Raw genomic sequence first — 24,125 nt, 5'->3', positions numbered from 1 at the left:
GGATGACGCGCCGTTCCGCGGTGACAGCCGAGCCGTGGCTCTGATAGGGCGGACCTCATGACCACTGCCAAGACCGACGATTCCGGCGCCGATCCCTTCGATGCCATCGTCGATGCACCTTTCGATTCCGCCCTATCCGAGCGCTATCTCGTCTATGCGCTCTCCACGATCACGGCACGTTCGCTGCCCGATTTGCGCGACGGGCTGAAGCCGGTCCACCGCCGCCTGCTGTGGACCATGCGGCAGCTCAAGCTGGACCCGGCGAGCGGGTTCAAGAAATCGGCCCGCGTGGTCGGCGAGGTGATCGGTAAGTATCACCCGCATGGCGACACCGCCGCCTATGATGCGATGGTCCGCCTTGCGCAGGATTTTGCGCTGCGTTACCCGCTGGTCGAGGGGCAGGGGAACTTCGGCAATATCGACGGCGATAACGCCGCCGCCTATCGTTACACCGAGGCGCGCCTGACCAAGACCGCGATGCGGCTCATGGAGGGGCTCGACGCAGGTACGGTCGATTTCATTCCGACCTACAATAACGAGGAAGAAGAGCCCGAGGTCATGCCCGGCCTCTTCCCGAACCTGCTGGCCAATGGGGCCAGCGGGATCGCGGTGGGCATGGCGACCAATATTCCCAGCCACAATGTGGCCGAGATCGTCGATGCGACGCTGGAAGTGATCGACAATCCGCATGTCGAGCATGCGCGGCTGATGGAACTGTTCAAAGGCCCCGATTTTCCCACCGGCGGCGTCGTGCCCGAAAGCGCGGAGACGATCAGCCAGGCCTATGAAACGGGACGCGGCAGCTTCCGCGTGCGCGGGCGGTTCCATGCAGCCGAGGCCGAGAAGCCGGAGGACCGCGAGGCGGGTATCGAGCGGCTAGGCGGCGGCCAGTGGCAGCTGGTGATCTCCGAAATCCCCTACCAGGTGCAGAAGGGCAAGCTGATCGAACAGATCGCCGCCGCCATCGGCGACAAGAAACTGCCCATTCTCGAAGATGTGCGCGACGAAAGCGACACGGAGGTGCGCATCGTGCTGATCCCGCGCAGCCGCAATGTCGATCCGGAGCTGCTGAAGGAAAGCCTCTACAAGCTCACCGACATGGAAACGCGCTTCGGCCTCAACCTCAACGTGCTCGACCACTCGCGCACGCCGATGGTGATGGGGCTGAAGGAACTGCTCGACAACTGGATCGTCAGCCAGATCGGCATCCTGCAGCGCCGCAGCCAGCACCGGCTGGACCAGATCGCCCGGCGGCTGGAACTGGTCGAAGGCTATATTATCGCCTTCCTCAACCTCGACCGGGTGATCGAGATCATCCGCACGGAGGACGAACCCAAGCCACTGATGATGGAGGAGTTCAAGCTCACCGACCGGCAGGCCGAGGCGATCCTCAACATGCGGCTGCGGTCCTTGCGCAAGCTGGAGGAAATGCAGCTTCGCAACGAAAAGGACGAACTGCTCAAGGAAAAGGACGAACTCGACAAGCTGCTCGGCTCGCCCGCCCGCCAGCGCACGCGGCTGAAGCGCGACCTTAATGCGCTGCGCAAGGAATATGGCGAGGACACTGCGCTCGGAAAGCGGCGCACCACCATCGCCGAGGCCGCCCCGGCAGTCGAATTCAGCATGGACGCGATGATCGAGAAGGAGCCGGTGACGGTGATCCTGTCGCAGAAGGGCTGGATCCGCGGGGCCAAGGGGCACCTGCCGCTGGATCAGGACTTCAAGTACAAGGAAGGCGATGGACCGGCCTTCGTGATCCACGCGCAGACGACCGACAAGCTGCTGCTGGCGGCCGACAACGGGCGTTTCTTCACGCTTGGGGCGGACAAGCTGCCCGGCGCGCGCGGTTTCGGCGAACCGGTTCGCAACACGCTGGACATCGAAACCAGCGCGCAGATCATTGCCCTGGTGGTCCATGAAAAGAGCAAGCGCCTGTTGCTGGCTGCCAGCACGGGCAAGGGCTTTGCGGCGGTAACCGACGAACTGCTCGCCGAAACGCGCAAGGGCCGACAGGTGGTGAACCTGCCCGGCGACGCGATCCTGCGCGTTGTGCGCCCAATCGAGCAGGGTCACGATCATGTCGCGGTTGTGGGCGAAAACCGCAAGCTGGTGGTCTTCAACCTGGAGGAACTGCCCCAGATGTCGCGCGGGCAGGGCAACAAGCTGCAAAACTATCGCGACGGCGGCCTGTCGGATGCCACGACCTTCAAGATGGAAGAAGGACTCAGCTGGACCATGGGCGGCAAGGAAGGCCGCACGCGGACCGAAGGAGAGATGTGGCAGTGGAAGGTGGCGCGCGGCGGAGCGGGAAGATTGCCGCCGCAAGGCTTCCCGCGCGACAACAAGTTCGGCTGATACGAAAAGACCGGAGGCGCGTTGCCGCACCCCCGGTCCTTTGCGACCCTGGTTTCCCAGGGAACTCGTAAGATCTCTTATTCGCCTGCGCTGGCACCGCCACCTGCGGGCGCGGTCTGCGCCATGGCTGCTTCGATCTGCGCATTGGTGAGCAGCGCCATCAGGCCATGATCGCCCACGGCGAAATGTTCGCGCAGGAGGGTGACCTTGTCCATTTCGTCACCGCCGCGGGCGATGACGATGTTATCGCCGTCGATCTCGAGGATCGTCCCGAGCGGGGCGTGTTCGGCATCCATCGCTTCGGCACCCACGACGAGCGCGGCATCGAGCTTCGCTTCGGCTTCGGCGACCTGCGCATCCATCATGCTGTCGAGCTGCGCCTTGGTGACGGTGATGGTCGGGCCGGTTTCGCCTTCGCCATACATGTCGATCCCCAGCGGAACCTTGTGCTTGCCGGTATCGAGAATGGCCTGGCCATTTTCGACGGTGACGATCGTGCCGACGGCATTGCCTTCGGGTCCGGATACGGTGGCGCCGACGACGACCTGTTCATTGGCAAGCGCGGGGTTGGCAGCCAGAACGGCAAGGGGGGCGACGGCGGCAACGGCCAGCTTCGCGAGTTTCATGATAATCTCCAAGACACGTTAAACTTACACGTCCGCAACGCGTGGAACACGCCGCAGGCGGATCTGGTGGTTAGAGCGACAACGAGAGTGGATGTCTCGAACTAGCGCCGCGTGCCCCCTCCCGGGGAAGCGGCATGCTCTATGCCAAGAGGATTGCCGGGTGGCAACCGCTATGCCCCGTCTTATGCTGCATTGCAGCTTAAGCGTAGATGAAGGACCCGTTGTAACGGGCCTGGGCCGCGATGTTGCGGTGCATCACGGGGAGGCCAGCTCTTCCTCGAGCAATTGCATCACCCGGGCGCGATCGGGAAAGCCTTCCTCGACCCAGCGCCGCTCCACCGCCTGGAGGGTTTTTGCCACCTGCGGTCCCTTGGCGACACCCCGTTCGACGATCTCGCCGCCCTTGAGGGGCAGTTCGGGTGTTTCCCACCCAGCGAGCGCTGCAATGCCGTGTCCTTGCAGGAGCAGCCGGTCGCGTGCGCTTTCGAGGCCTTCGTAATAGGCGAGACTGGCAGGGTTATCCCCGTCCGCTTGTTTCCGTTCGGCGGCGCAGACGAGCCGCGAGCGCTGCTGGCGCGAGAGACGCAGGCGTGCTGCCACGCTTTCGGCAACGCTCGCGATTGGGGGGAGCAGGGCGGCGAGGCGGCGGACAGGATCGCCAGCGATGCCTTCGCGGCTTTCGGCCTGGACGAGCTGCTGCAGGCACTCCGTTTCGCGCGCCCTGGCCTCGGGCAAGATGACCTCGAGCACGCCCAGTTCGTTCATCAAGGCGATAGTGGGCAAGGGTTCGGGCAGAGCGAGGATCGCGAGCAGTTCCATCGCGACACGTTCGCGGCTCAGGCCCTTGAGGGTCTGCGCCAGTTCGCGGCAGGCGGTAACCGCCTCGTCATCCAGCGCGTCACCGAAACGGGCCTGGAAGCGGAAATAGCGCAGGATGCGCAGGTGATCTTCACGAATGCGCTCGGCGGCATCGCCGATGAAGCGCACGCGGCCCTTCTCGAGGTCTTCCAGCCCCTCGAAATAGTCGCTGATCTCCAGTGTCTCCGGGTGCGCATAAAGCGCGTTGATGGTGAAATCGCGCCGTGCGGCATCTTCGCGCCAGTCCTTGGCAAAGGCGACCGTGGCGCGGCGGCCGTCGGTCGAAATATCCTGCCTCAGAGTGGTGATCTCGACCGGGCCATCGGGCAGGATCGCGGTTACGGTGCCGTGATCGATACCTGTGGGCACGGTCCGGATGCCGGCGGCCCTGCAACGATCGATCACCTCGCCCGGCAGCAAGGGTGTGGCGATGTCGATATCGTGGATGTCCTTGCCGAGCAGTGTGTCGCGCACCGCGCCGCCGACATAGCGCGCGTTGTCGGTGCCCAGGGCGCCGATCAGTTGCGCGAGATCGTCGCGCTTGGTCCAGTCCGCTGAAGGTAAAGTGGCCAACCTGAATTCCGTTCGTGCTGAGCTTGTCGAAGCACTGTCCTTTCCTGCGGATGCAGCGCCTAAGTGAAGTGCGGCCCTTCGACAAGCTCAGGGCGAACGGTTCCGGAGGTTTGCCTCTAGTCGAACCACGCCAGACGCCGCGAGAGATTGATGCAGATCGCCGCGGTTACGCCCCAGATACGGTAGCCTGCGTGGTCCATTTCGTAATAGCGGCGCATCGCGCCCTTCCAGAACACCTCGTTCTCGTTCCAGCGCGCCGGGTCCATCAGGTGATCGAGCGGGGCTTCGAACCAGCTTTCCACCTCGCGCGGGTCGGGCCGGATGGGCAGGTCTGCGGGGACTGTGGCGAGGACGGGTGTGATGTCGAAGCCGGTGCCGGTCTGGTAACGATCGGTGGTGCCGATAACGCGCACTTTCTCGCGCTCGATGCCTAGCTCCTCCCAGGCTTCGCGCAGCGCCGCCTCGACTGCATCCTCGCCCTTGTCGATCTTCCCGCCGGGAAAGGCGACCTGCCCCGGATGATCGCGCATGGTGCGTGGGCGCTGGGTCAGGAGGACGGTGGGATTCTCGCGTTCGGTCACGGCGATCAGGACTGCGGCATCGGCTGTCCGGTCGAGATCGGCGAAGCGTTCGTCCGACAGCAAATCGCCGAGATCGCGCGCGTGGCCCTGCTCGAACAATTCGGTGAGACGGTCGAACAGATTGCTCATTCGGGCAGGAGCGAAAAGCTCTCCCCGCCGCTGGTCACGGTCCAGTCCTCGCCCTCAGCCAGCGCGATCCTGGCGAGTTGTTCGTAGGTCGAACGGTTCAGCCGCGCCTCGCAGCCCCGCCGGACGTGGACGTAAAGCGCAGGCTGCTCGAGATCGCCCGCCGCGCGAATGCGGTTGTCCGGTCCCGCGACCACCAATTCGTCGGTGTTGAGGCGGAAGGCCAGATCGCCGTCCTTGCGGCTCACGTCGGTGGCGATGAAACAGGCGTCCTCCACCTCGATGGAGAGCTTCTGATAGGGCACGACCAGCCAGTAGCTGCCATCTTCCTCGCGGTTGAGCAGGCCGGAAAAGGCGCGCACCATCGCGGGGCGGGTGATCGGGCTGCCGTCATGAAGCCATGTCCCGTCCGCCTGGATCTTCATGTGGCTGTCGTCGACATTGTCGGGGGACCACTGTTCTACCGGAGGCAGGCGGCGTTCGGCCACTGCCTCGGCAATCTGGGCGAGCGACATTCCGGCGAGTTCTGGGGGCGGAGTATAGACCATCGGTAGGAAGACCGATGGCAGAGCGCGGCTATTTCGCCAAGTGCTCGCTCGTCTCCGGCGTCCAGGGACCGAGCATCCCCTCGCGGGGCAGGATCGCCGGGTTCCCGGTGCGCAGCAGCAGCCGGTGGCGCTCGAACGGGCCGGGGCAATGCCAGCCGCCGGTATGTTCGGCGACAAAGCCCCAGCGGTCGTAATAATCCGGATCGCCGATCATCACCTGCGGATAGGGCGGGGCGCCGTCCTCGAACGCCGCGTCGATCGCCCCGAGGCTCGCGGCCATCAGCGCCTTGCCGAAGCCCTCACCCTGCCGGCCGGGCATCACTGCCACCGGTCCGACCATGATCAGAGGATGGGGGCGGCCCTTGGGATCGGTGAGCGCGACCGGCCAGAGCTGGATCGAGCCTGCCAAATAATCGTCCTCGTCCAGCGCGGCGAAGCTGAGGCCGGGCAGCCATTCCACGCTTTCGCGGATGCGGTAGGCGGTGCGCGCATGGCGTCCTTCGCCGAAAGCGGCGTCGAGCAATTGCTCGAGCAATGCGGGATCGACCGCGGACAGGGGAACGAGAGTCGCCATGGGCCGCGCCGCTTAGAAGCGCGGCCCATGGCTGTCGATCAATTTTGGCTTACTCGGGGCGAAGTTCCAGCAGCCGCCCGCCTTCGCCGTCTTCCAGCACCCAGAGCGCTCCATCGGGTCCTTCGACCACCTGCCGGATACGTTCGCCCATGTCATAGCGCGCGACTTCGCGGGCATTGGTGCCGTCGAAGGCGATCCGGATCAGCGCCTGCGTCTTCAGCCCGGCCACGATCAGATCGCCGTCCATGCCCGAGAACAGTTCGCCGCCGTAGAAGATCATGTTGCCCGGCGCGATTACCGGGGTCCAGCTGATGACCGGCTTGGTAAAGCCATCGTCGGCCGAATGGTCTGGAATATCGCTGCCATCGTAATTGATGCCGTTGGAGCGGACCGGCCAGCCGTAATTCGCGCCGCGCTCGACGAGGTTGAGCTCGTCACCGCCCTGCGGACCGTGTTCGATTTCCCACAGGCGTCCCTGATCGTCGAAATCCATGCTCAGGATATTGCGCGTCCCGTAGGCCCAGATTTCGTCCGACGGGCTGCCCTCGCTGGCCAGCGGATTGCCGGCGGCGGCCGAACCGTCGAGATTGAGCCGCACGATGCTGCCGAGCGTGTTCGACGTGTCCTGCGCGGGGGTCATCTTCTGCCGGTCGCCGCTGGAAACGAACATGTACTGTTCGTCGGGGCTGAAGACGATACGATGCGAATAGTGGCCGCGCCCCGTTACCTTGGGCGTCTGGCGCCAGATCACGTCGAGGCCCTGAATGGTGCAGGCATCGGCCTGGGCGCAGACGAGTTCCCCGCGCCCCACTGCCGCTCCGCGCGTATCGCCGGTTCCGGCTTCGGCCCAGCTGAGATAGATCGTCCTGCGGTCCATCGTGGCGGAACTCTCGGAAGGCAGGAAGGCGACATCGCCAAGTCCGCCCTGTCCGCCGTAATCGACCTGCGGCAAACCGCTGACGGTAATCAGCCGTTTGTTCTGCGTATCGTAGATTTTCGCGGTGCCCGGTTTTTCCGTGATGAACAGCATCGAAGTGCCGGGAATGAAGGCCGAAGCCCAGGGTTCGTCGAATGTGCCGTGTTCGGCGATGGCGAAATTTCCATCGAAATCTCCGGAGGGGCTGGGGGTCGAAGTGGCGTCCTCGCCCGATCCACCGGTGGAATAACTGCCTCCGCAGCTTGCCGCCATCAACAGCGGAGATAGAGTGGCAGCAAGGATCGATAGACGTTTCATGTTCGCTTCAACTCCCGAAAATGGACTTCGCGGCGCCCCGCTCGTGGTGGGGGTGGACGAGGCCGGGCGCGGCCCTTTGGCCGGGCCCGTAGTCGCGGCCGCCGTAGTGCTTTGCAAGCCCTGTCCCGGCGGCCTCGATGATTCGAAAAAGCTTTCGGCGGCGCGACGTTCCACGCTGGAGCCGCAAATCCAGCGCCGCTGCGCCTGGGGACTGGCAGTGGTGGGCCCGGAAGAGATCGACAGGCTCAATATTTTCGGCGCGACCATGCTTGCCATGACCCTGGCCACCCAGCGGGTGATCGAGGCGCTGAACTGCGAGCCGGTGGAGGTGCTGATCGACGGAAACCTGACTCCGGCCGGTCGCCGCAGCGAATGGCGCTGGCCGGCGCGGGCGATCGTGGGGGGTGACGGGAAGGAAGCCTGCATATCCGCCGCATCCATCCTCGCCAAGGAGTATCGCGACCGGCTGATGGTGCAGGCGGCCCTAAACCATCCGCACTACGGATGGGACCGGAACAAGGGCTATGGCTCGAAAGAACACATGGAAGCGCTGCGCGTCCACGGCCCGTCGCCGCTGCACCGCCGCAGCTTCGCGCCTGTCAGCCAGATGAATCTTATCTGAGTCCTTAACGCCACACCCCACCATCTGGAGTCCGTCTGCGGCAGGCGGACTCAACATCTGGTGGGGGACTCGTTTCGTTCTCGCATGGTTAACACCATCTTTAGAGAGCGTGCCTAAACAACTGACTTGACCCGGAATCCATTTGGACTCACCCTGTGGATAACTTCAGACGGGGGTATCGGCATGGCGGTCCTTGAGACCACGAAACTGCGCGCCAAGGCGCCGGCAAGACAGAAACAGCTTTCGGTGGAACTGCCCCTCGGGCAGATCCTCGATGGCGATTGCGTGGAAGCCATGCGCTCGATCCCCAGCGGCTCGATCGACCTCGTTTTCGCCGACCCGCCGTACAATCTCCAGCTCGGCGGCGATCTCAACCGGCCCGATGGCAGCCATGTCGATGCGGTGACCGATCACTGGGACCAGTTCGACAGCTTCAAGATCTATGACGATTTCACGCGGGACTGGCTGACCGAGGCGAAACGCATCCTCAAGCCCGACGGTGCGCTGTGGGTGATCGGCAGCTATCACAACATCTACCGCGTCGGCGCGATCCTGCAGGACCTGGGCTTCTGGATCCTGAACGACATCGTCTGGCGCAAGTCCAACCCCATGCCCAATTTCCGCGGCACCCGCTTCACCAATGCGCATGAGACTCTGCTGTGGTGTTCGCAGGGCGAGAAGGCGAAATACCACTTCAACTACCGCGCGATGAAGACCCTGAACGACGAGCTGCAGATGCGCAGCGACTGGGTCCTGCCGATCTGCAGCGGCGCGGAACGTCTGAAAGAGGGCGGGCACAAGGTTCACCCGACGCAGAAACCCGAAGCGCTGCTCTACCGCGTGCTGCTGTCGACGACGGAGCGCGGCGACGTGGTGCTCGACCCCTTCTTCGGCACCGGCACCACCGGCGCAGTGGCCAAGCGCCTGGGCCGCGAATGGATCGGCTGCGAGCGAGAAAGCGTCTATCGCGATGCCGCGTTGAAGCGGATCGAAAGGGAACTCCCCCTCGACGAAAGCGCGCTCACCACCATGCAGGCGGGCCGCAGCGCCCCCAAGGTGGCCTTCGGCGCGCTGGTAGAAAACGGCTTCATCGCTCCGGGGACAGAACTGTTCGACAAGAAACGCCGCTGGTCCGCAACTGTGCGCGCAGACGGCTCACTGGCCATCGGCAAGCAGACCGGCAGCATCCACGGCCTCGGCAAGGACCTGCAGGGCGCCCCCAGCTGCAACGGCTGGACCTTCTGGCATTACGAGACAGGCGGCGAAGTCAAACCCATCGACGCCGCGCGCCAGCTGTATCTGCTGGCGGTGGAGGACTGAGGGAAGGGCAAATCCCTGTCACCCCCGGATCCTGTTTGAGTGAGCGCGCTGTCCTACTCTGCCGCAACACGCTACCGCCAGGGCCATGACCGAAATGCTCTTCTTCCGCCTTGTGGGCGACCATCGCCGCACCCGTTTGCGCATGAAACTGTGCAAGCCGACATGCAGCCCAAGGCAAGCTGTCAGATCGGGTGCACAAGCCGACACCGTCGCGGCGCAAGCCGACGCCTATTTTCACAAGTTGACGGTTTTTCGCACAAGCCGACTGTTTTTGCCCCTGGACAGTGTAACACCCGGTCCATGTCTCGGCTTGCAATAGAGTTCCCCGTATGACCGACCGCATTTACATCCGCCCCATCGGCTTCGTCCTCGGACCGCAATCGGAACATGGCAATGCCATCCGGCTTGGCGGCGGAATGGTTTATGCCAGCCGCTTTGCGGTGGTGCTGCGGCGCGATGGCCGGATTGTCGAACGCTGGCTTGCTGCGCCCGACACGATCGGGGAGGTGCTGGGGCAACTTCCCGACGAGGTGGCGACCGATGCGGAGCAGCAATGGGCCAATCTCACGCTGGCGCATCCGGCGCTCGAGCTGGGGGAGCGCACCATCCGCCTCGACCAGCCGCAGGTGATGGGCATCCTCAACGTCACCCCCGACAGTTTCAGCGACGGCGGCGAGTTCATGGACAAACCCGATGTGCAGCGCGAACAGGCCGCGCGCATGCTTGAAGCGGGGGCTGCGATCATCGACGTGGGCGGCGAAAGCACGCGGCCGGGCGCGAAAGCGGTGTGGGAAGGCGACGAGATCGAAAGGGTCGTTCCCGCGATCGAGATGTGTGCCGCAATGGGTGCTGCGATCAGCGTGGACACGCGCAAGGCGGCGGTGATGGAAGCTGCGCTGGGTGCCGGGGCGAGCCTGGTCAACGACGTATCGGGCCTCACCTACGATCCGCGCTCTGCAGAGGTGGTCGCCAAGGCCGGCTGTCCGGTCATCCTGATGCACGCGCCCGCTAGCGGCGAGGATTTGCACGAGGGCGGAGACTATACGAACGTGGTGTTCGACGTATTCGACGAGCTTCGCAGTCGCCGCGATGCCGCGCTGGAAGCGGGGATAGAAGCGGGCCATATCCTGCTCGATCCCGGTATCGGCTTCGGCAAGAGTCTTGCCGACAACCTCTTGCTCATCAATGCCTTGCCGCTGTTCCATGCACTCGGCCATCCGCTGCTGCTCGGGGCAAGCCGCAAGCGGATGATCGGGGCTTTGTCCAACGAGGCGGGGACAGACCAGCGGCTCGGCGGCAGTGTCGCGCTGGCGCTCAAGGGGATGGATGCGGGGGCCCAGCTACACCGCGTCCACGATGTCCCCGAAACCGTCCAGGCGCGCAATGTCTGGCGGGGCTTGCGCGATGCGGCGCTGACCGATTTCGGGGATTTGCCGAACTAGCCGGGCGAAGCGGCGCTTCCCGCCAGCAATCCGCCGTCGAGCGTGAGTTCGGCGCCGGTCATATAGGCGCTTTCGGGAGAAGCGAGGTAGACGCATAGTGCGGCGACCTCTTCCACCGTGCCGAAGCGTTTGAGCGGCGTGTCCGCAACGAGCTTTGCCATCTTCACGTCGCGATCGGGCCCGTCGCCCAGCATCGGCTCCCAGATCGGGGTGAGGATGGCGGCGGGGTGGACCGAGTTGCAGCGGATTTTCCAGCCCTGCTGCGCGGCATAGAGTGCAACCGACTTGGTGTGGTTGCGCATCGCCGCCTTGCTCGCCGCATAGGCCGCCGCGCCGGGAATGCCGACAAGGCCGGATCGCGAGGACATGTTGATGATCGACCCTTCGCCTTTCGCCTTCATGGCGCGCAGGGCATAGCGGCAGCCGAGGAAGCAGCCGTCGTTGTTGACCGCATGAACCCGGTGCCATTCGGTCAGGCTGGCATTCTCCGGATCGTGCGCGGCGGGGCCGTCCTCGAAACCGGTAATGCCGGCGTTGTTGACCAGCACGTCGATGGCGGGGAAGCGCTCGGCGAAAGCGGCCCAGTCGGCTTCGCTGGAGACATCCAGCTTTGCGAACTCACAGCCAAGTTCGCTTGCCGCTTTCCTACCTTCGGCTTCGTCGATATCGGTCAGCACGACGTGCGCGCCCTCTTCGGCAAACGCGGCACAAACCGCCTTGCCGATGCCGCGGGCACCGCCCGTCACCACGCACAGCGAGTCTTTCAGTTTTTGCATATCGTAACTTTCGGGAGATTCAGGTGTGGCAGATCGGGCCGGTATGGGCCCGGGCAATCTATATCCGCCGGGGCGGTTGCCTTAGTTCACCTGACTCGCTCCTCGAATGCGTGGCAGTATTTTGCCAAGCTCAGGCCGCGTTGTCGATGCCCAGTTCGCTGAGCTTGCGATAGAGTGTCGAACGGCCGATGCCGAGGCGGCGGGCGACTTCGGTCATCTTGCCACGGTAATGGCCGATGGCGAGACGGATGATGTCGGCCTCGATTTCCTCCAGCGGGCGGATATTGCCGTCGTCTTCGTAGAGCAGCACGCCCAGGCCGCGGGCGCGGCTTTCGCCCCGGTCGGCATCGCCGAAAAGCTCGGCGAGATGCGGGAAGCTGTGCGCGGTGAGCGATTCGCGGCGTTCGTGGACGCAGGCCCGGAACAACACGGTCTGCAACTGGCGGACATTGCCCGGCCAGTCGTAGGCCTCCAGCAAGGACAGGCCGCTATCGGCGATCGAATGGTGGCTCATGCCTTCAAGCTCGCCGATTTCGGCCAGGAAATAGCGGGTCAAGGCGGGGATATCTCCCACCCGCTCGCGCAGCGGGGGCATGACGATGCGGGTGGCGGAGAGCTTCTTGTAAAGTGCTGGCGAGAACTGGCTATCTTCGACCAGCACATCCAGTGGCCTGTTCGATGAGGCGATGATCCGTATATCGATCTTGAACCCGTGCGCAGCGCCGGTCGGGCGCACGATCCCGGTATCCAGCACATCGGCAAGCCGATCCTGATGGTCTTGGGCGAGAGTGTCGATCCCGTCGAGCATCAGGGTTCCTGTGTCGCAGGCAGCCAGTGCACCTTCCTGCCGATCGAAAGCTCCGGCAAAGGCGCCTTTCTCATGGCCGAACAGAAGCGATTCCAGCGTGTTATGTTGCAGCCCCTCGCATTTCACGAGGCGCGACGGGGCCTTGTTGCGGGTCGACGAATGCTGGATCGCCTGGATCAGCATTTCCTTGCCGGTACCGCTTTCGCCCTCGACCAGAACATGGCCATGCCCGCGGGCAGCCGTGGCCGCCCTGGCCAGGGCAGTGCGAAAGTGCGTGTCGGTGCCGACCATGGCATCGAATTCGAGGATGGGCGAGAATTTCTCGGACAGCGGCTGTAATTCGTCGCGCGCCGTAGCCAGTCTCGTGGTGCTCTTGAGCGCGACGGCAAGGCGCTCCGGCGTGACGGGTTTGATAAGATAATCGTTGGCGCCGGCCCGCATGGCCTCGACTGCCAGCAGGGGAGAGGTGCTTGCCGTCAGCATGAGAACGCTGACTTCGGGTCGCTGAGATTTGACCCGGCGAATGAATTCGCAGGCATGTTCACCCGGCACGCGGCCGTCGATCAAGACTGTTTCGACCTCCAGTCCTTGCGGGGAGTCGAGCAGTTCGAGCGCAGCATCACAGCTATCTACGGCCAAGGCGTGCCAGCCTTCGCGAGCGGCGAGCGAGGAAATGACGCGGGCCTGGGCAGGCTCGTCATCGACCAGCATCAGCAGGCGTGCTTCGTCTGTCGCCATTGCGCTCTCGCTCCTTCTTGCGCGAACCGAGAATGGCAAGCGCATATCAGTGAAAACGGTAGCGCAGACTGGTAAAGGCAGGATTAACCGCGAGTCCGGCGAGAGGCGGGTGGGGGAAGCCCGAGCCAATGCCCTTGTCGATTTGCAACACGCATTATAGACCCCGCCTGCAAAACCAATCCAAGCAAGGATACTACGCATATGGATTCCGCCAACGACATGAAGGCGCACAAGAAGACCTACAGTTCCTTCATCGACATGCTCAAATGGGCCGTCCCGCTGCTGGCCGTGATCACGGCCGTCGTCGTTATCCTGATTTCCAGCTAAGCACAGGTGCCCATGCGGATCGCGGTGCTCAAGGAGCGTGCGCCCGGTGAAAGCCGGGTCGCCATCACGCCCGAAACGGTGAAGAAATTCGCTGCTCTGGGCGCCACGGTCGCGGTCGAGGAAGGGGCGGGCATTACCGCTTCCATTCCCGACGAAGCCTACCGGGAAGCAGGGGCCGAGGTGGTCCCTGCGCCCAAGGCGGTCGAAGGTGCGGACATCGTGCTCGCGGTGCAGGCGCCCGACGTCATGGCGCTGACTGGCGCGAAGCCGGGTGCCTGGGTCGCGGCGACTTTCGATCCCTTTCGCGAGAAGGACCGGGTCGAGGCTTATGCCAAGGGCGGTTTCGAGGCGTTGAGCATGGAATTCATGCCGCGCATCACCCGCGCACAGAGCATGGATGTGCTTTCCAGCCAGTCGAACCTCGCCGGCTACAAGGCGGTGCTGACCGCTGCGAACGAATATGGGCGCGCCTTCCCTATGATGATGACCGCCGCGGGCACGGTACAGGCGGCAAAGGTCTTCGTGATGGGCGTAGGCGTGGCGGGCCTGCAGGCGATCGCCACCGCCAAGCGTTTGGGCGCGCAGGTAAGCGCAACGGACGTGCGGAGCGCCACAAAGGAGCAGATCCAGTCGCTCGGGGCGAAGCCGATTTTCGTCGAGAATGTCGCAGGCATCGAGGGCGAAGGGTCGGGCGGCTATGCCACCGAAATGAGCGAGGAATACCAGAAGGCGCAGGCCGAACTGGTCAGCTCGCACATCGCCAAGCAGGACATCGTCATCACGACCGCGCTCATTCCGGGGCGGCCCGCGCCGAAGCTGATTTCGGACGCGCAGATTGCGACGATGAAGCCGGGCAGCGTGATTTTCGACCTCGCCGTTGCGCAGGGCGGCAATGTCGAAGGCTCGCAGCCCGACCAGACGGTCGAGAAGCATGGCGTGAAAATCGTCGGTTATTCGAATACCGCCGGGCACCTCGCCGCCGACGCCTCTGCGCTGTTCGCGCGCAACCTCTACAATTTTCTCTCAGCCTTCTGGGACAAGGAGCAGGGCAAGCCTGTGCTGGATGAGGAAATCGGCGATGCCGTCCGGCTTACGCAGGGCGGGAAGGTCGTGAACGAGAGGTTGACCGCGCAATAGATCCGGCCCGGGGAGGGGCCACACATGGACTTCATTTCGATCCTGTCGATTTTCGTGCTGGCCTGCTTCGTCGGTTACTACGTGGTCTGGTCGGTCACGCCTGCGCTGCACACGCCGCTGATGGCGGTGACCAATGCGATTTCGAGTGTGATCATCGTCGGCGCGCTGATCGCGGCGGCTGAGGCGGGCAGCGAAGTCGCCAAATGGCTCGGGCTGCTGGGTGTGGTGTTGGCGAGCGTCAATATCTTCGGCGGCTTCGCGGTAACCGAACGTATGCTCGCGATGTACAAGAAGAAGGAGAAGAAGTGATGGGTTCGCTATTCTCCGTCATCCCAGCGAAAGCTGGGATCGCTGCCTATTTCGCGCGGCGCTTGCCGAGAGCGACCCCAGCTTTCGCTGGGGTGACGATGTGGGCTACACCCGCACATGCGGCAACCGGCGAAGCGGTAAATCCTTGGGTCGCACTCGCCTATCTCGTGGCGGGTATTTTCTTCATTCTCGCTCTGCGCGGACTGTCCTCGCCGTCGACCAGCCGGACCGGCAACCGCTTCGGCATGGCCGGTATGCTGATTGCGGTGGTGACGACGCTGGTCACGCACGACATTGCGAATATCGTCGAGATCGGCATCGCGATTGCCATCGGTGGCCTGATCGGCTTCCTGATTGCGCGTCGCATCGCCATGACCGCAATGCCCGAACTGGTCGCGGCCTTTCACAGCCTCGTCGGCCTCGCCGCCGTTCTGGTGGGCTGGGCGGCCTATCTCAATCCGGGCGCTTTCGGCCTGCTGACACCCGAGGGAAGCATTGGCGCGGTCAGCAAGGTGGAGATGGGCCTCGGTATCGCTATCGGGGCGATCACCTTCTCCGGCTCCGTCATCGCATTCGCCAAGCTTTCGGGCCGGATGAGCGGTTCTCCGATTCTCTTGCCCATGCGGCATGTGATCAATCTGGGCACGCTCGCCGCAATCATCGTCCTTACAGCCTTGTTCGCGATTGCAGGACCTGCGCAAACCATGCCGCTGATCGTCGGGCTGACAGTTCTCGCCTTCCTTATCGGTTTCCTGCTGATCATCCCCATCGGCGGGGCGGACATGCCGGTCGTCGTGTCGATGTTGAACAGCTATTCGGGCTGGGCTGCGGCGGCGATGGGTTTCACGCTCGGCAACACCGCAATGATCATTACCGGCGCGCTGGTCGGCTCTTCGGGTGCGATCCTGAGCTACATCATGTGCCGCGCTATGAATCGCAGCTTCCTCTCCGTGATTGCAGGCGGCTTCGGCGCCGATGCGGGTTCGGGCGGCGGCGAAAGCGGTGAGCAGCGGCCCTACAAGCAGGGCAGTGCGGCCGATGCGGCCTTCATGCTGGAACAGGCGGAAAAGGTGATCATCATCCCGGGTTACGGAATGGCAGTCGCCCAGGCGCAGCACGCGCTGCGCGAAATGGCCGATCTGCTCGAGGAAAAGGGTGTGGAGGTAAAATACGCGATCCACCCGGTTGCAGGCCGTATGCCGGGGCACATGAACGTGCTGCTGGCAGAGGCGCAGGTGCCGTATGAGAATGTCTTCGAACTGGAGGACATCAATTCGGAATTCGCGCAGGCGGACGTCGCCTTCATCATCGGGGCGAACGATGTGGTCAATCCGGCGGCGAAGACCGACAAGTCCAGCCCGATCTACGGCATGCCCGTGTTCGACGTGGACAAGGCCAAGCAGGTGTTTTTCATCAAGCGTTCGATGGGCGGCGTGGGCTATGCGGGCGTCGACAATGACGTATTCTACATGGACCAGACCATGATGCTGTTGTCCGATGCAAAGAAGATGGTCGAGGAAATCGTGAAGGCGCTCGACTGAACCATGCGCAAGACACTGATTGTCATCGTTCTGCTGGCGCTCGCAGGCATCGGTCTATGGGGCGCGCTTGGCGGCTTCGAGCGGGTGACCGCGGGCCGCATCGAAAGTGCGCTGGTCGATCGCGGCGTTCCGCAACCGGTCGCCGCCTGCATGGGCACGCGCATGTCGGAGCGGCTCACGATCTCGCAGCTTCGCGAACTGGAACGCTTGGGTGAAAGGGAAGGCGAAGCAGGTCTTCCCGCCAGCACGGTCGAATTTCTCGAGCGCCTGCGCTCGGTGGAAGACCGCGAACTTATCGAAGTGGTCGGCACTTCCGCCGCGATTTGTTCCTTCTCTGCAGGCTAGGACCGCTTGCAATAGTTTGTCCGCTCGGCACTATGGGCCGGGAGGGAGAGACTCATGATCCGTACTGCCATTTCCGCCATACTTCTCGCGAGTGCTGCACCGGTGCTGGCCGAAACCCACACGATTGAACCGGGTGAGGGCGCGCAGGAGCGTCTTCAGGAAGCATTGATCCTCGCCGCTCCGGGGGACGAGATCGTGCTGGCTGCAGGCCGCTATGCTCTGACCGACGGCCTCAGCCTTGATGTAGAGGGTGTCACCATTCGCGGCGCGGGGATGGATGGCACGGTACTCGACTTTACGTCCCAGCAGGGCGCAGGCGAGGGGCTGCTGGTTACCAGCGACAATGTCACCCTGCGCGATTTCGCGCTGGAAAACCCCAAGGGCGACGGGGTCAAATCAAAGGGTGCGGACAATATCGTCTATCACCGCGTGCGCGTGACCTGGACCCGCGGGCCGCACCCGGAAAATGGGGCCTACGGTATCTATCCGGTGGAAAGCACCGGAGTGCTGGTCGACGGCGTGAAGGTGACCGGTGCCAGCGATGCGGGCATATATGTCGGCCAGTCGAACGGTATTACCGTGCGCAATTCAATCGCCGAGGCCAATGTCGCCGGGATCGAGATCGAAAACAGCCGCAATGCGCTGGTCGAGCACAATGTCGCGACGCGCAATACGGGCGGCATCCTGGTGTTCGACTTGCCCAACCTGCCGGTGATGGGCGGCGGCAATGTGGTGGTCGCAAACAATCTGGTGGTCGCGAACGACACGCCCAATTTCGCGCCGCCCGGCAATATCGTCGCGGGAGTGCTGCGGGGTACGGGTGTCATGGTGATGGCCAATGAAAGCGTGCTGATCGAGAACAATATCCTGTCCGGCAATCCGACCGCCCCGATCATGGTCATCGCCTATCCGCAGCCGTTCGAAGACGAGAATTACGATCCCGTTCCCCGCAACGTCGTGGTGGGAAGCAACCAGATCGCGCAAGGCGGTTACGATCCGCAAATCGATGGGGCCGAGGCGCTGCTGGCAGCTTTCGGCGGAGAACTGCCCCCGCTGATGTGGGATGGGCTGGGAGAAGCGGGAGTGACGCTGAAGGTTGCGTCAGGCATTTCCGGATGGACACTCAACCTTACCGAGCAGGGCAAGGGGATGGCCGGTGCCACGCCTGCGCCCCTTCAGGCTCCGCCGCCCAGCGAGCGCTTTCCAACCGAAGATATCGGAGCGCCCGCCGAATTGGAGGCGCGGCTCGGGGGATGAATGCCAGCTCCGCCCTTCTTGCCTTCGCGAGCCTTGCGTTGGCCGGATCGGTCGCAGTGCGGGCTGAGGTTTTCCAGCCGCTGCCCGCACCAGCTTCGGTCAGTGACAGTGCAGTGACGCAAGGAATGCCGCGCCTTCTGTCCGACTTCGGCTTCTTCGAGGATCCAAGTGCTCAGTTACCCACCGCTGGTGTGTCTCCTTATCGCCTGAACACGCCGCTTTATTCCGACGGGGCGGAAAAGCTGCGCTTCGTCTATGTGCCGGGGGGGCAAAAGGTCGGCGCTTCAGGTGAGGGGTTGCTTGAATTCCCTGTCGGCTCTGCGCTTATCAAGACATTCGCCTTCGAGGAGAATGGCAAGCGCCGCCTTGTCGAAACCCGCGTTCTTCTTCACCGCGCCGATGGCTGGCTGGCGCTCCCCTATCTCTGGAACGAAGAACAGACCGAGGCGACGCTGGCGGTGGCTGGTGCGCGGGTACAGGCGACGACGCCCGCGGGAGAGATGATAAGCTACCGGGTGCCGAACAAGAACCAATGCAAAGAATGCCACGGGCTGGACGGTGATGTCGTTCCCATCGGCCCAAAGGCGCGCAACCTATCAGCTGACTGGCTGGAGGCCACGCTGGGGCAGGTTCCAGATGGAGCAGACACACTACCGGTCTGGGAAAATCGTGCCTCTGCAAGCGTCGATGAGGCAGCGCGCGCCTATCTCGATGTGAATTGCGCCCACTGCCACCGGCCCGGTGCGACCGCGTCGAACAGCGGATTGGACCTGCGCTGGGAACAGGACGATCCGCATGCCATCGGCATCATGAAGCGTCCCGTTGCCGCAGGGCGAGGAGCGGGCAAGCATCTCTACGATATCGTGCCCGGCAAGCCGGACGAATCCATTCTGCTGCACCGCATGCTGAGCGACGATCCCGGTGTCGCGATGCCTGAACTCGGCAAGTCGACGGTTGACGACGAAGGCACCGAAATCGTGCGCGAGTGGATCAAGGGCATGGCCCCGTGAAATGGGTTTGGCGCGGAATGCTGGTGGCGGCGGCGATCCTCGTGATCGCCTTCCTCGTTTTTCGGGTCCCGGACACCGATCCGGCGGAAATGCGCGCCAAGTATGGCGGTAGTCCTTCGCGGTTCCTCATGCTCGAGGACGGCCGCGAGATTCACCTACGGGATGAAGGGCCCCGCGATGCGCCGGTGATCGTGCTGCTCCATGGCTCCAATGCCGATCTCCACACCTGGCAGCCGTGGACCGATCGGCTGAGGGGAGATTACCGCGTCATCCGCTTCGACCAGCGCGGCCACGGGCTTACCGGCCCGGCGCCCGACGATGACTATTCCGCCCAGGGTTTCGGCGCGGATATCGATGCGGTAACGGAGAAACTGGGCATCGAGACCTTCACCCTTGCCGGCAATTCGATGGGCGGCGGGATCGCGATGGCCTATGCGCTCGAGAAACCGTGGCGGCTGGACGCGCTCGTGCTGGTCGATGCAGGTGGGGCGCCGGTGAGACGCGAAGGCAGCGGCAATATCGCGTTCAAATTGGCGGGAATGCCTGTAATCGGCGACATCATGAGCCAGCTCCTGCCGCGTTCGCTGGTCGAGAAGAGCCTGTCGCAAAGCGTTTCGAACCAGGATGTGGTGACGGATGAGGCCGTCGACCGATACTGGGAGCTCGCCCGCTATCCGGGTAATCGCGACGCCACCCGGAAACGCTTCGGCTCGGCGCGCGCCACCTTTACCTCCGAAGAAATCGAGCGCTTGCAGATCCCCACGCTGGTGATGTGGGGAAGGGAAGATACGTTGATTCCTTATGAAGCAGGAGAATGGTACGCCGAGCACCTGCCGCGGGCGACCCTCGTTTCCTACGAGGGCATCGGCCATCTTCCGATGGAAGAGGCTGCGGAGCGGAGCGTGATCGACCTGAAGATCTGGCTTTCGGAAGCGTTGATTCCACCGCAGTTGCCTGTCGAGGAACCGCCATCCACCGAGCCCGTTGTGACTTCTGCATCATGATGGGCCGCACAGGGGCGGCATAACGGTTACAGAGGGAGCGCTACTCTTGCGCACATTGGGTCTCATCGGCGGGATGAGCTGGATTTCCACCCGCGCCTATTACGAACGCATCATCAAGTTGGTTCAAAAGCGTGCGCAGCCCATGGCCAGCGCGCCTATGTTGATCGACAGCCTGGATTATTCACGCATCGCCGGCGCCAAGAATGCCGATGACTGGGACGCCATCGCCACGATTCTGGTCGAAAGTGCCCGCAAGCTCGAGGCGGCCGGGGCCGAAGGCATCGTGATCGCTGCCAATACCATGCACAAGAGCTACGACCGCGTGGCCGAGGCGATCTCCATTCCCGTAATCCACATCGCCGACGCGGTCGGAAAGGCGATGGCCGAGGCGAATTGCCAAAGCGCGGCCCTGCTCGGTACGCGCTTTGTCATGACCGAAAGCTGGTATCGGCAGAGGCTGGTGTCTCACGGCGTTGACCTGCTTCCGCCCGACCCCAACGAGGTCGAACTGGTCGATGGCATCATCTACAAGGAACTGATGCTCGGCCGCGTGACCCGAGATGCGGAACGGGCACTCAAGACCATTATCACGATAAAGGAAAAGCAGGGCGCCAAGGCGATCGTCCTGGCCTGCACCGAACTGGAACTGGTGGTCGATACCGATGCCAACGTCCTGCCGGTCTTCGATTCCACCGATATTCATTGCCGGGCGGCAGCGGATTGGATTTTGGAATGAAACCCAACTGGCAAGTTTTGCGACTTTTTTGTAACTCTCCTGAATTATTCGGGGTATTTTAACTATCTGCGGCTTGCCGTTCGTCCTTGGTCGGGCATTCTCTCCTTCCTCAATCTCATGGGAAGGGACTGAACAATGAAAATGAACAAAGGTCGCCTCGCGACCGCGAGCCTAATCGCGATCGCGGGAGTGGTTGCCGCTGCGCCTGCCGCAGCACAGAAAATCGAAAACCAGTATGTCTGCGTTTTCAACCCCGGCCTTGTAAGCAAGGGTCAGGTGAAGGCGGAAGCCAACCGTTCGGCTCGGGCCGGTGGTGCCAATGTCAAATTCACTTACGAGCGGACGATCCGCGGCTTTGCCGTAAACGCAGCCCCGCAGGCGGTGGCCAAGATGCAGGCGAACAACCCGCGGATCGCCTACTGCGAACAGGATCAGGTCTACAGTGTCAGCGCTCCGCCCCCGGGCAAGGGACCTGGCGGCGGTGGCGACGGCGGAACCCAGCCAAGCGAGTCCACTCCTTGGGGTGTCACTCGCGTCGGTGGCGGCCAGACGGGCGCCACTGGTCGCGCACTGGTGATCGACACCGGAGTGGATTTCGACCATCCGGACCTGAATGTGGATACCAGCCTTGCCGCCAATTTCACGCGCGACAAGAATGCCGATGACGGCAATGGTCACGGCACGCATGTGGCGGGTACGATTGCGGCCATCAAAGGTAACGGAATCGGTGTCGTAGGTGTGGCGCCGGGTGTAACAGTGATCGGCATCAAGGTCCTCGACCGTCGCGGGTCGGGATCGACCAGCGGGGTTATTGCCGGAATCGAATATGCCGCGTCGATCGCAAATTCGGACGATGTAGCGAACATGTCGCTGGGTGGCGGGTTCAGCCAAGCGCTCAACGATGCGGTCATCGCTGCGGCGCAGGGCGGGCTCGAGTTTGCCTTGGCAGCAGGCAACGAAAGTACCAGTGCTACGACCAAGTCGCCGGCTTCGGCCAATCATGCGAACATCTATACCATCAGTTCCTTCGCGCAGGGCGATAACTGGTCGAGCTTCTCGAACTACGGCAATCCGCCGGTCGATTATGCAGAGCCGGGTTCGTCCATTCTCTCTACCTACAAGGATGGCGGATACGCCACGCTATCGGGGACTTCGATGGCAAGCCCGCATATGGCCGGCCTCTTGCTGCTCGGCACACCGCGGAGCGGCGGCACCGTGAACGGTGATCCGGATGGAAATCCGGACACCATCGGCATCAACTGATCGGTTGAGGTCGCATTCCTGAAAGGGCTGCGCCGCTTGAAAGCGCGCGGCCCTTTCTTTTGCCCGATGGAATGGTGCTGCCTGCCGAAAAGCTGCCGAGTTCGTGTTTCGTTCACGTTGTCGTGACAAATCGGCTCACCTAAGCCTCAGCGCTCCATGCATAGAGCTCCCTACGCTGCCGATCCTGCGCATTCGCGCGGACGCGAATTCGCCGAAAACCGCGACGGTGCGCGCGGACCCCGCAGCGAATTCCAGCGTGATCGCGACCGGATAATCCATTCGATCGCCTTCCGCCGCCTTCGGTCGAAGACCCAGGTATTCATTGCCCCCGACGGCGACCATTATCGCACGCGGCTGACACACAGTATCGAAGTCGCGCAGATCGGCCGCGTCATCGCACGCGAGTTAGGGCTCGACGAGGACCTGACCGAAGCGCTGTGCCTTGCCCACGATATCGGCCATCCACCCTTTGGCCATGCGGGGGAGAAGGCGCTGGAACAGGCCATGGAGCATGCGGGTGGTTATGATCACAACGCGCAGGGTATTCGCACGCTGGCGCGGATCGAGAGCCCCTATCCGGATCATGTAGGTCTGAATCTAACCTGGGAAACGCTCGAGGGCATGGCCAAGCACAACGGTCCCGTTGGCGCCCCGAACTGGGCCTTGGCGGAGATCGATACGGCGTATGGTCTCGATCTCGGTGAGTGGCCTTCGCTGGAAGCGCAGATCGCCGCCGTGGCCGACGATATTGCCTACGACAATCACGACATAGACGACGGACTTCGTGCCGGATTCCTCGATCTCGACGATCTGATGGAGATCGAATTTCTGGCCGACCAGTTCAGGCGGGTCGAACAGCGTTTCCCCCATGCGACGCGGGAAACTCAGTTGCGGGAGCTGGTCCGCAGCCAGATCGGCCTGATGGTCAACGATGTCATCAAGCACACACGCTCCAATGTGGCGGGGATGGACAGCATCGGTCAGGTCCGCGGCGCTGGCAGGCAACTCGCCGGCTTCTCGCCCGGGATCGCTGTGGAGGAGCGGCGTTTGAAGAAGTTCATGTACCAGCGTCTCTATTATCATCCGGAGCAAATCCAGACCGCCGAGAAGGCGCGCGACGTCGTGGCGCGACTATTCGTTGCCTACCAGCAGGATCCGGCGACTATGCCAGACGATTGGGTGGCGCGCCTGCCTGCGGACGAACCGCAAAAGAGCCGCCATATTGCCGATTTCATTGCTGGCATGACCGATCGTTTCGCGATCAACCAGTGCCGCCGTATCTATGGTCGTGCGCCCGAAGGACTTTCGAATGTCTGAGGCGCTACGCCTCTGCCTCGTTGGCGCAACCGGCCTGATCGGTGGCAAGGTGATGGAAGAATGCGTGGGGCGAGAGGATATTCGCCTGCAAGCCATCGGGCGGCGCGAGGCCAAGCTGCCGCCGGGAATTCGTATCGAATATTTTGTCGCCGATCCGTCGAAATGGGGCGAAGTCTTCGAGGCGCTGCGTCCCAAGGCGGTCATTTGCGCCTTGGGTACGACATGGAAGAAGTCGGGAGAGAACGAAGCGGCTTTTCGTGCTGTAGATCGGGAACTCGTCCTGTCGACAGCAAAGGCTGCGCTTGCCAATGGCGTGGAGCGGTTGGTCGCCGTGAGCTCCGTCGGCGCGGACACTGCCTCGAAAAACCTCTATCTGCGGGTCAAGGGGGAAACCGAGCGCGAACTTACCAGACTCAGGTTCCCGCGGCTCGACATTCTGCGGCCGGGTCTGCTGGTCGGTCAGCGCGATAACGATCGGCGTACTGCCGAACGGCTCGGGATAGCGACTGCACCGCTCGCCAATCTGTTCATGCTTGGCAAATACCGGCAGTATCGCGGGATCAAGGCGGAAATTGTCGCCAGGGCGGCAATTGCACTCGCCAAGCGCGCAGCGCGGGGAAGGTTCGTCCATGACAACGATGCTATCCGGCGTGCGGCGAACAGCCTCCCGATTTTGATCGAAGAGTAAGGAGATCGAG

Annotated in this window: 24 protein-coding genes; 16 read left to right on the top strand and 8 right to left on the bottom strand. The window is 63.0% G+C overall.

The genetic code is table 11. The features are described from left to right. Positions 1–57 precede the first annotated feature (57 nt). Positions 58–2,355, top strand: coding sequence for a DNA topoisomerase IV subunit A (gene parC, locus K3180_RS09685; protein ID WP_221540360.1), 2,298 nt, complete (start codon positions 58–60; stop codon positions 2,353–2,355). 77 nt (positions 2,356–2,432) lie between these two features. Here parC and K3180_RS09680 read toward each other — a convergent pair whose 3' ends face one another. The 6 genes from K3180_RS09680 to K3180_RS09655 all read right to left on the bottom strand — a co-directional run bounded on the left by K3180_RS09680 (position 2,433) and on the right by K3180_RS09655 (position 7,475). Beyond that, on the bottom strand, positions 2,433–2,981 hold the full coding sequence (locus K3180_RS09680) for a hypothetical protein (protein WP_221540358.1): 549 nt from the start codon (positions 2,979–2,981) through the stop codon (positions 2,433–2,435). 255 nt (positions 2,982–3,236) lie between these two features. After that, positions 3,237–4,412, bottom strand: a complete 1,176-nt coding sequence (locus tag K3180_RS09675; RefSeq protein ID WP_221540357.1) for a CCA tRNA nucleotidyltransferase — start codon at positions 4,410–4,412, stop codon at positions 3,237–3,239. A 116-nt stretch (positions 4,413–4,528) separates the two neighbouring features. Continuing rightward, positions 4,529–5,122 carry a CoA pyrophosphatase gene (locus tag K3180_RS09670; protein ID WP_221540356.1) on the bottom strand — a complete coding sequence of 198 codons (594 nt, stop codon included), beginning with the start codon at positions 5,120–5,122 and terminating at the stop codon, positions 4,529–4,531. Then, on the bottom strand, positions 5,119–5,667 hold the full coding sequence (locus K3180_RS09665) for a DUF1285 domain-containing protein (RefSeq protein WP_221540354.1): 549 nt from the start codon (positions 5,665–5,667) through the stop codon (positions 5,119–5,121). The genes K3180_RS09670 and K3180_RS09665 overlap by 4 nt, the downstream gene beginning before the upstream one ends. A 28-nt stretch (positions 5,668–5,695) precedes the next feature. After that, a complete protein-coding gene (locus K3180_RS09660; RefSeq protein WP_221540353.1) occupies positions 5,696–6,241 on the bottom strand; it encodes a GNAT family N-acetyltransferase in 546 nt (181 codons plus the stop codon). Positions 6,242–6,290: 49 nt separating this feature from the next. Further along, positions 6,291–7,475 (bottom strand): PQQ-dependent sugar dehydrogenase, encoded by a 1,185-nt coding sequence (locus K3180_RS09655; protein WP_221540351.1) that lies wholly within the window; start codon positions 7,473–7,475, stop codon positions 6,291–6,293. Between K3180_RS09655 and K3180_RS09650 the strand changes: the two genes are divergently transcribed. The 3 genes from K3180_RS09650 to folP all read left to right on the top strand — a co-directional run bounded on the left by K3180_RS09650 (position 7,474) and on the right by folP (position 10,859). Beyond that, on the top strand, positions 7,474–8,097 hold the full coding sequence (locus tag K3180_RS09650; RefSeq protein WP_221540348.1) for a ribonuclease HII: 624 nt from the start codon (positions 7,474–7,476) through the stop codon (positions 8,095–8,097). The two genes, K3180_RS09655 and K3180_RS09650, sit on opposite strands and share 2 nt — an antisense overlap. 183 nt (positions 8,098–8,280) lie before the next feature. Continuing rightward, the gene (locus K3180_RS09645) at positions 8,281–9,417 is read left to right on the top strand and encodes a site-specific DNA-methyltransferase (protein ID WP_282098555.1); all 1,137 of its coding nucleotides are present in this window, start codon (positions 8,281–8,283) and stop codon (positions 9,415–9,417) included. Between the two features lie 329 nt (positions 9,418–9,746). Next, positions 9,747–10,859, top strand: a complete 1,113-nt coding sequence (folP, locus tag K3180_RS09640; RefSeq protein ID WP_221540346.1) for a dihydropteroate synthase — start codon at positions 9,747–9,749, stop codon at positions 10,857–10,859. On the opposite strand, the gene K3180_RS09635 is transcribed toward folP, so the two are convergent. Together K3180_RS09635 and K3180_RS09630 are read right to left on the bottom strand one after the other, a co-directional pair. After that, entirely contained in the window at positions 10,856–11,635 is a 780-nt protein-coding gene (locus K3180_RS09635) for an SDR family oxidoreductase (RefSeq protein ID WP_221540344.1), read from the bottom strand. The two genes, folP and K3180_RS09635, sit on opposite strands and share 4 nt — an antisense overlap. A 130-nt stretch (positions 11,636–11,765) precedes the next feature. Continuing rightward, positions 11,766–13,181, bottom strand: a complete 1,416-nt coding sequence (locus K3180_RS09630; protein WP_221540342.1) for a sigma-54-dependent transcriptional regulator — start codon at positions 13,179–13,181, stop codon at positions 11,766–11,768. Between the two features lie 201 nt (positions 13,182–13,382). On the opposite strand from K3180_RS09630, the gene K3180_RS09625 reads away from it, so the two are divergent. From K3180_RS09625 to K3180_RS09570, 12 genes are all read left to right on the top strand, one after another. Continuing rightward, positions 13,383–13,508 (top strand): aa3-type cytochrome c oxidase subunit IV, encoded by a 126-nt coding sequence (locus tag K3180_RS09625; RefSeq protein WP_221540340.1) that lies wholly within the window; start codon positions 13,383–13,385, stop codon positions 13,506–13,508. 12 nt (positions 13,509–13,520) lie between these two features. Then, a complete protein-coding gene (locus tag K3180_RS09620) occupies positions 13,521–14,645 on the top strand; it encodes a Re/Si-specific NAD(P)(+) transhydrogenase subunit alpha (RefSeq protein WP_221540338.1) in 1,125 nt (374 codons plus the stop codon). 24 nt (positions 14,646–14,669) lie between these two features. Then, the gene (locus K3180_RS09615) at positions 14,670–14,954 is read left to right on the top strand and encodes an NAD(P) transhydrogenase subunit alpha part 2 (protein WP_160727349.1); all 285 of its coding nucleotides are present in this window, start codon (positions 14,670–14,672) and stop codon (positions 14,952–14,954) included. 98 nt (positions 14,955–15,052) lie between these two features. Then, positions 15,053–16,495 (top strand): NAD(P)(+) transhydrogenase (Re/Si-specific) subunit beta, encoded by a 1,443-nt coding sequence (locus tag K3180_RS09610; RefSeq protein WP_221540337.1) that lies wholly within the window; start codon positions 15,053–15,055, stop codon positions 16,493–16,495. Between the two features lie 3 nt (positions 16,496–16,498). Next, positions 16,499–16,840, top strand: coding sequence for a hypothetical protein (locus K3180_RS09605; RefSeq protein ID WP_221540334.1), 342 nt, complete (start codon positions 16,499–16,501; stop codon positions 16,838–16,840). 54 nt (positions 16,841–16,894) lie between these two features. Then, complete coding sequence (locus K3180_RS09600; RefSeq protein ID WP_221540333.1) at positions 16,895–18,097, top strand: parallel beta-helix domain-containing protein; 1,203 nt, start codon at positions 16,895–16,897, stop codon at positions 18,095–18,097. After that, complete coding sequence (locus tag K3180_RS09595) at positions 18,094–19,107, top strand: SO2930 family diheme c-type cytochrome (RefSeq protein ID WP_221540331.1); 1,014 nt, start codon at positions 18,094–18,096, stop codon at positions 19,105–19,107. Before K3180_RS09600 ends, K3180_RS09595 begins: the two co-directional genes overlap by 4 nt. Continuing rightward, entirely contained in the window at positions 19,104–20,111 is a 1,008-nt protein-coding gene (locus K3180_RS09590) for an alpha/beta fold hydrolase (RefSeq protein WP_221540329.1), read from the top strand. The genes K3180_RS09595 and K3180_RS09590 overlap by 4 nt, the downstream gene beginning before the upstream one ends. 46 nt (positions 20,112–20,157) lie before the next feature. Continuing rightward, complete coding sequence (locus tag K3180_RS09585) at positions 20,158–20,847, top strand: aspartate/glutamate racemase family protein (protein WP_221540327.1); 690 nt, start codon at positions 20,158–20,160, stop codon at positions 20,845–20,847. Between the two features lie 135 nt (positions 20,848–20,982). Next, positions 20,983–22,110, top strand: a complete 1,128-nt coding sequence (locus K3180_RS09580) for a S8 family serine peptidase (RefSeq protein ID WP_247710459.1) — start codon at positions 20,983–20,985, stop codon at positions 22,108–22,110. Between the two features lie 156 nt (positions 22,111–22,266). Next, positions 22,267–23,427, top strand: coding sequence for a deoxyguanosinetriphosphate triphosphohydrolase (locus K3180_RS09575; RefSeq protein WP_221540325.1), 1,161 nt, complete (start codon positions 22,267–22,269; stop codon positions 23,425–23,427). Beyond that, positions 23,420–24,115 carry an NAD(P)H-binding protein gene (locus K3180_RS09570; protein WP_221540323.1) on the top strand — a complete coding sequence of 232 codons (696 nt, stop codon included), beginning with the start codon at positions 23,420–23,422 and terminating at the stop codon, positions 24,113–24,115. The genes K3180_RS09575 and K3180_RS09570 overlap by 8 nt, the downstream gene beginning before the upstream one ends. The last annotated feature ends 10 nt before the right edge of the window (positions 24,116–24,125 follow it).

The organism is Qipengyuania huizhouensis (assembly GCF_019711635.1).
GTDB lineage: Bacteria > Pseudomonadota > Alphaproteobacteria > Sphingomonadales > Sphingomonadaceae > Qipengyuania > Qipengyuania huizhouensis.
Note: the sequence above shows the minus strand (reverse complement) of the source record. Positions and strands in the feature narration are given on the sequence as shown.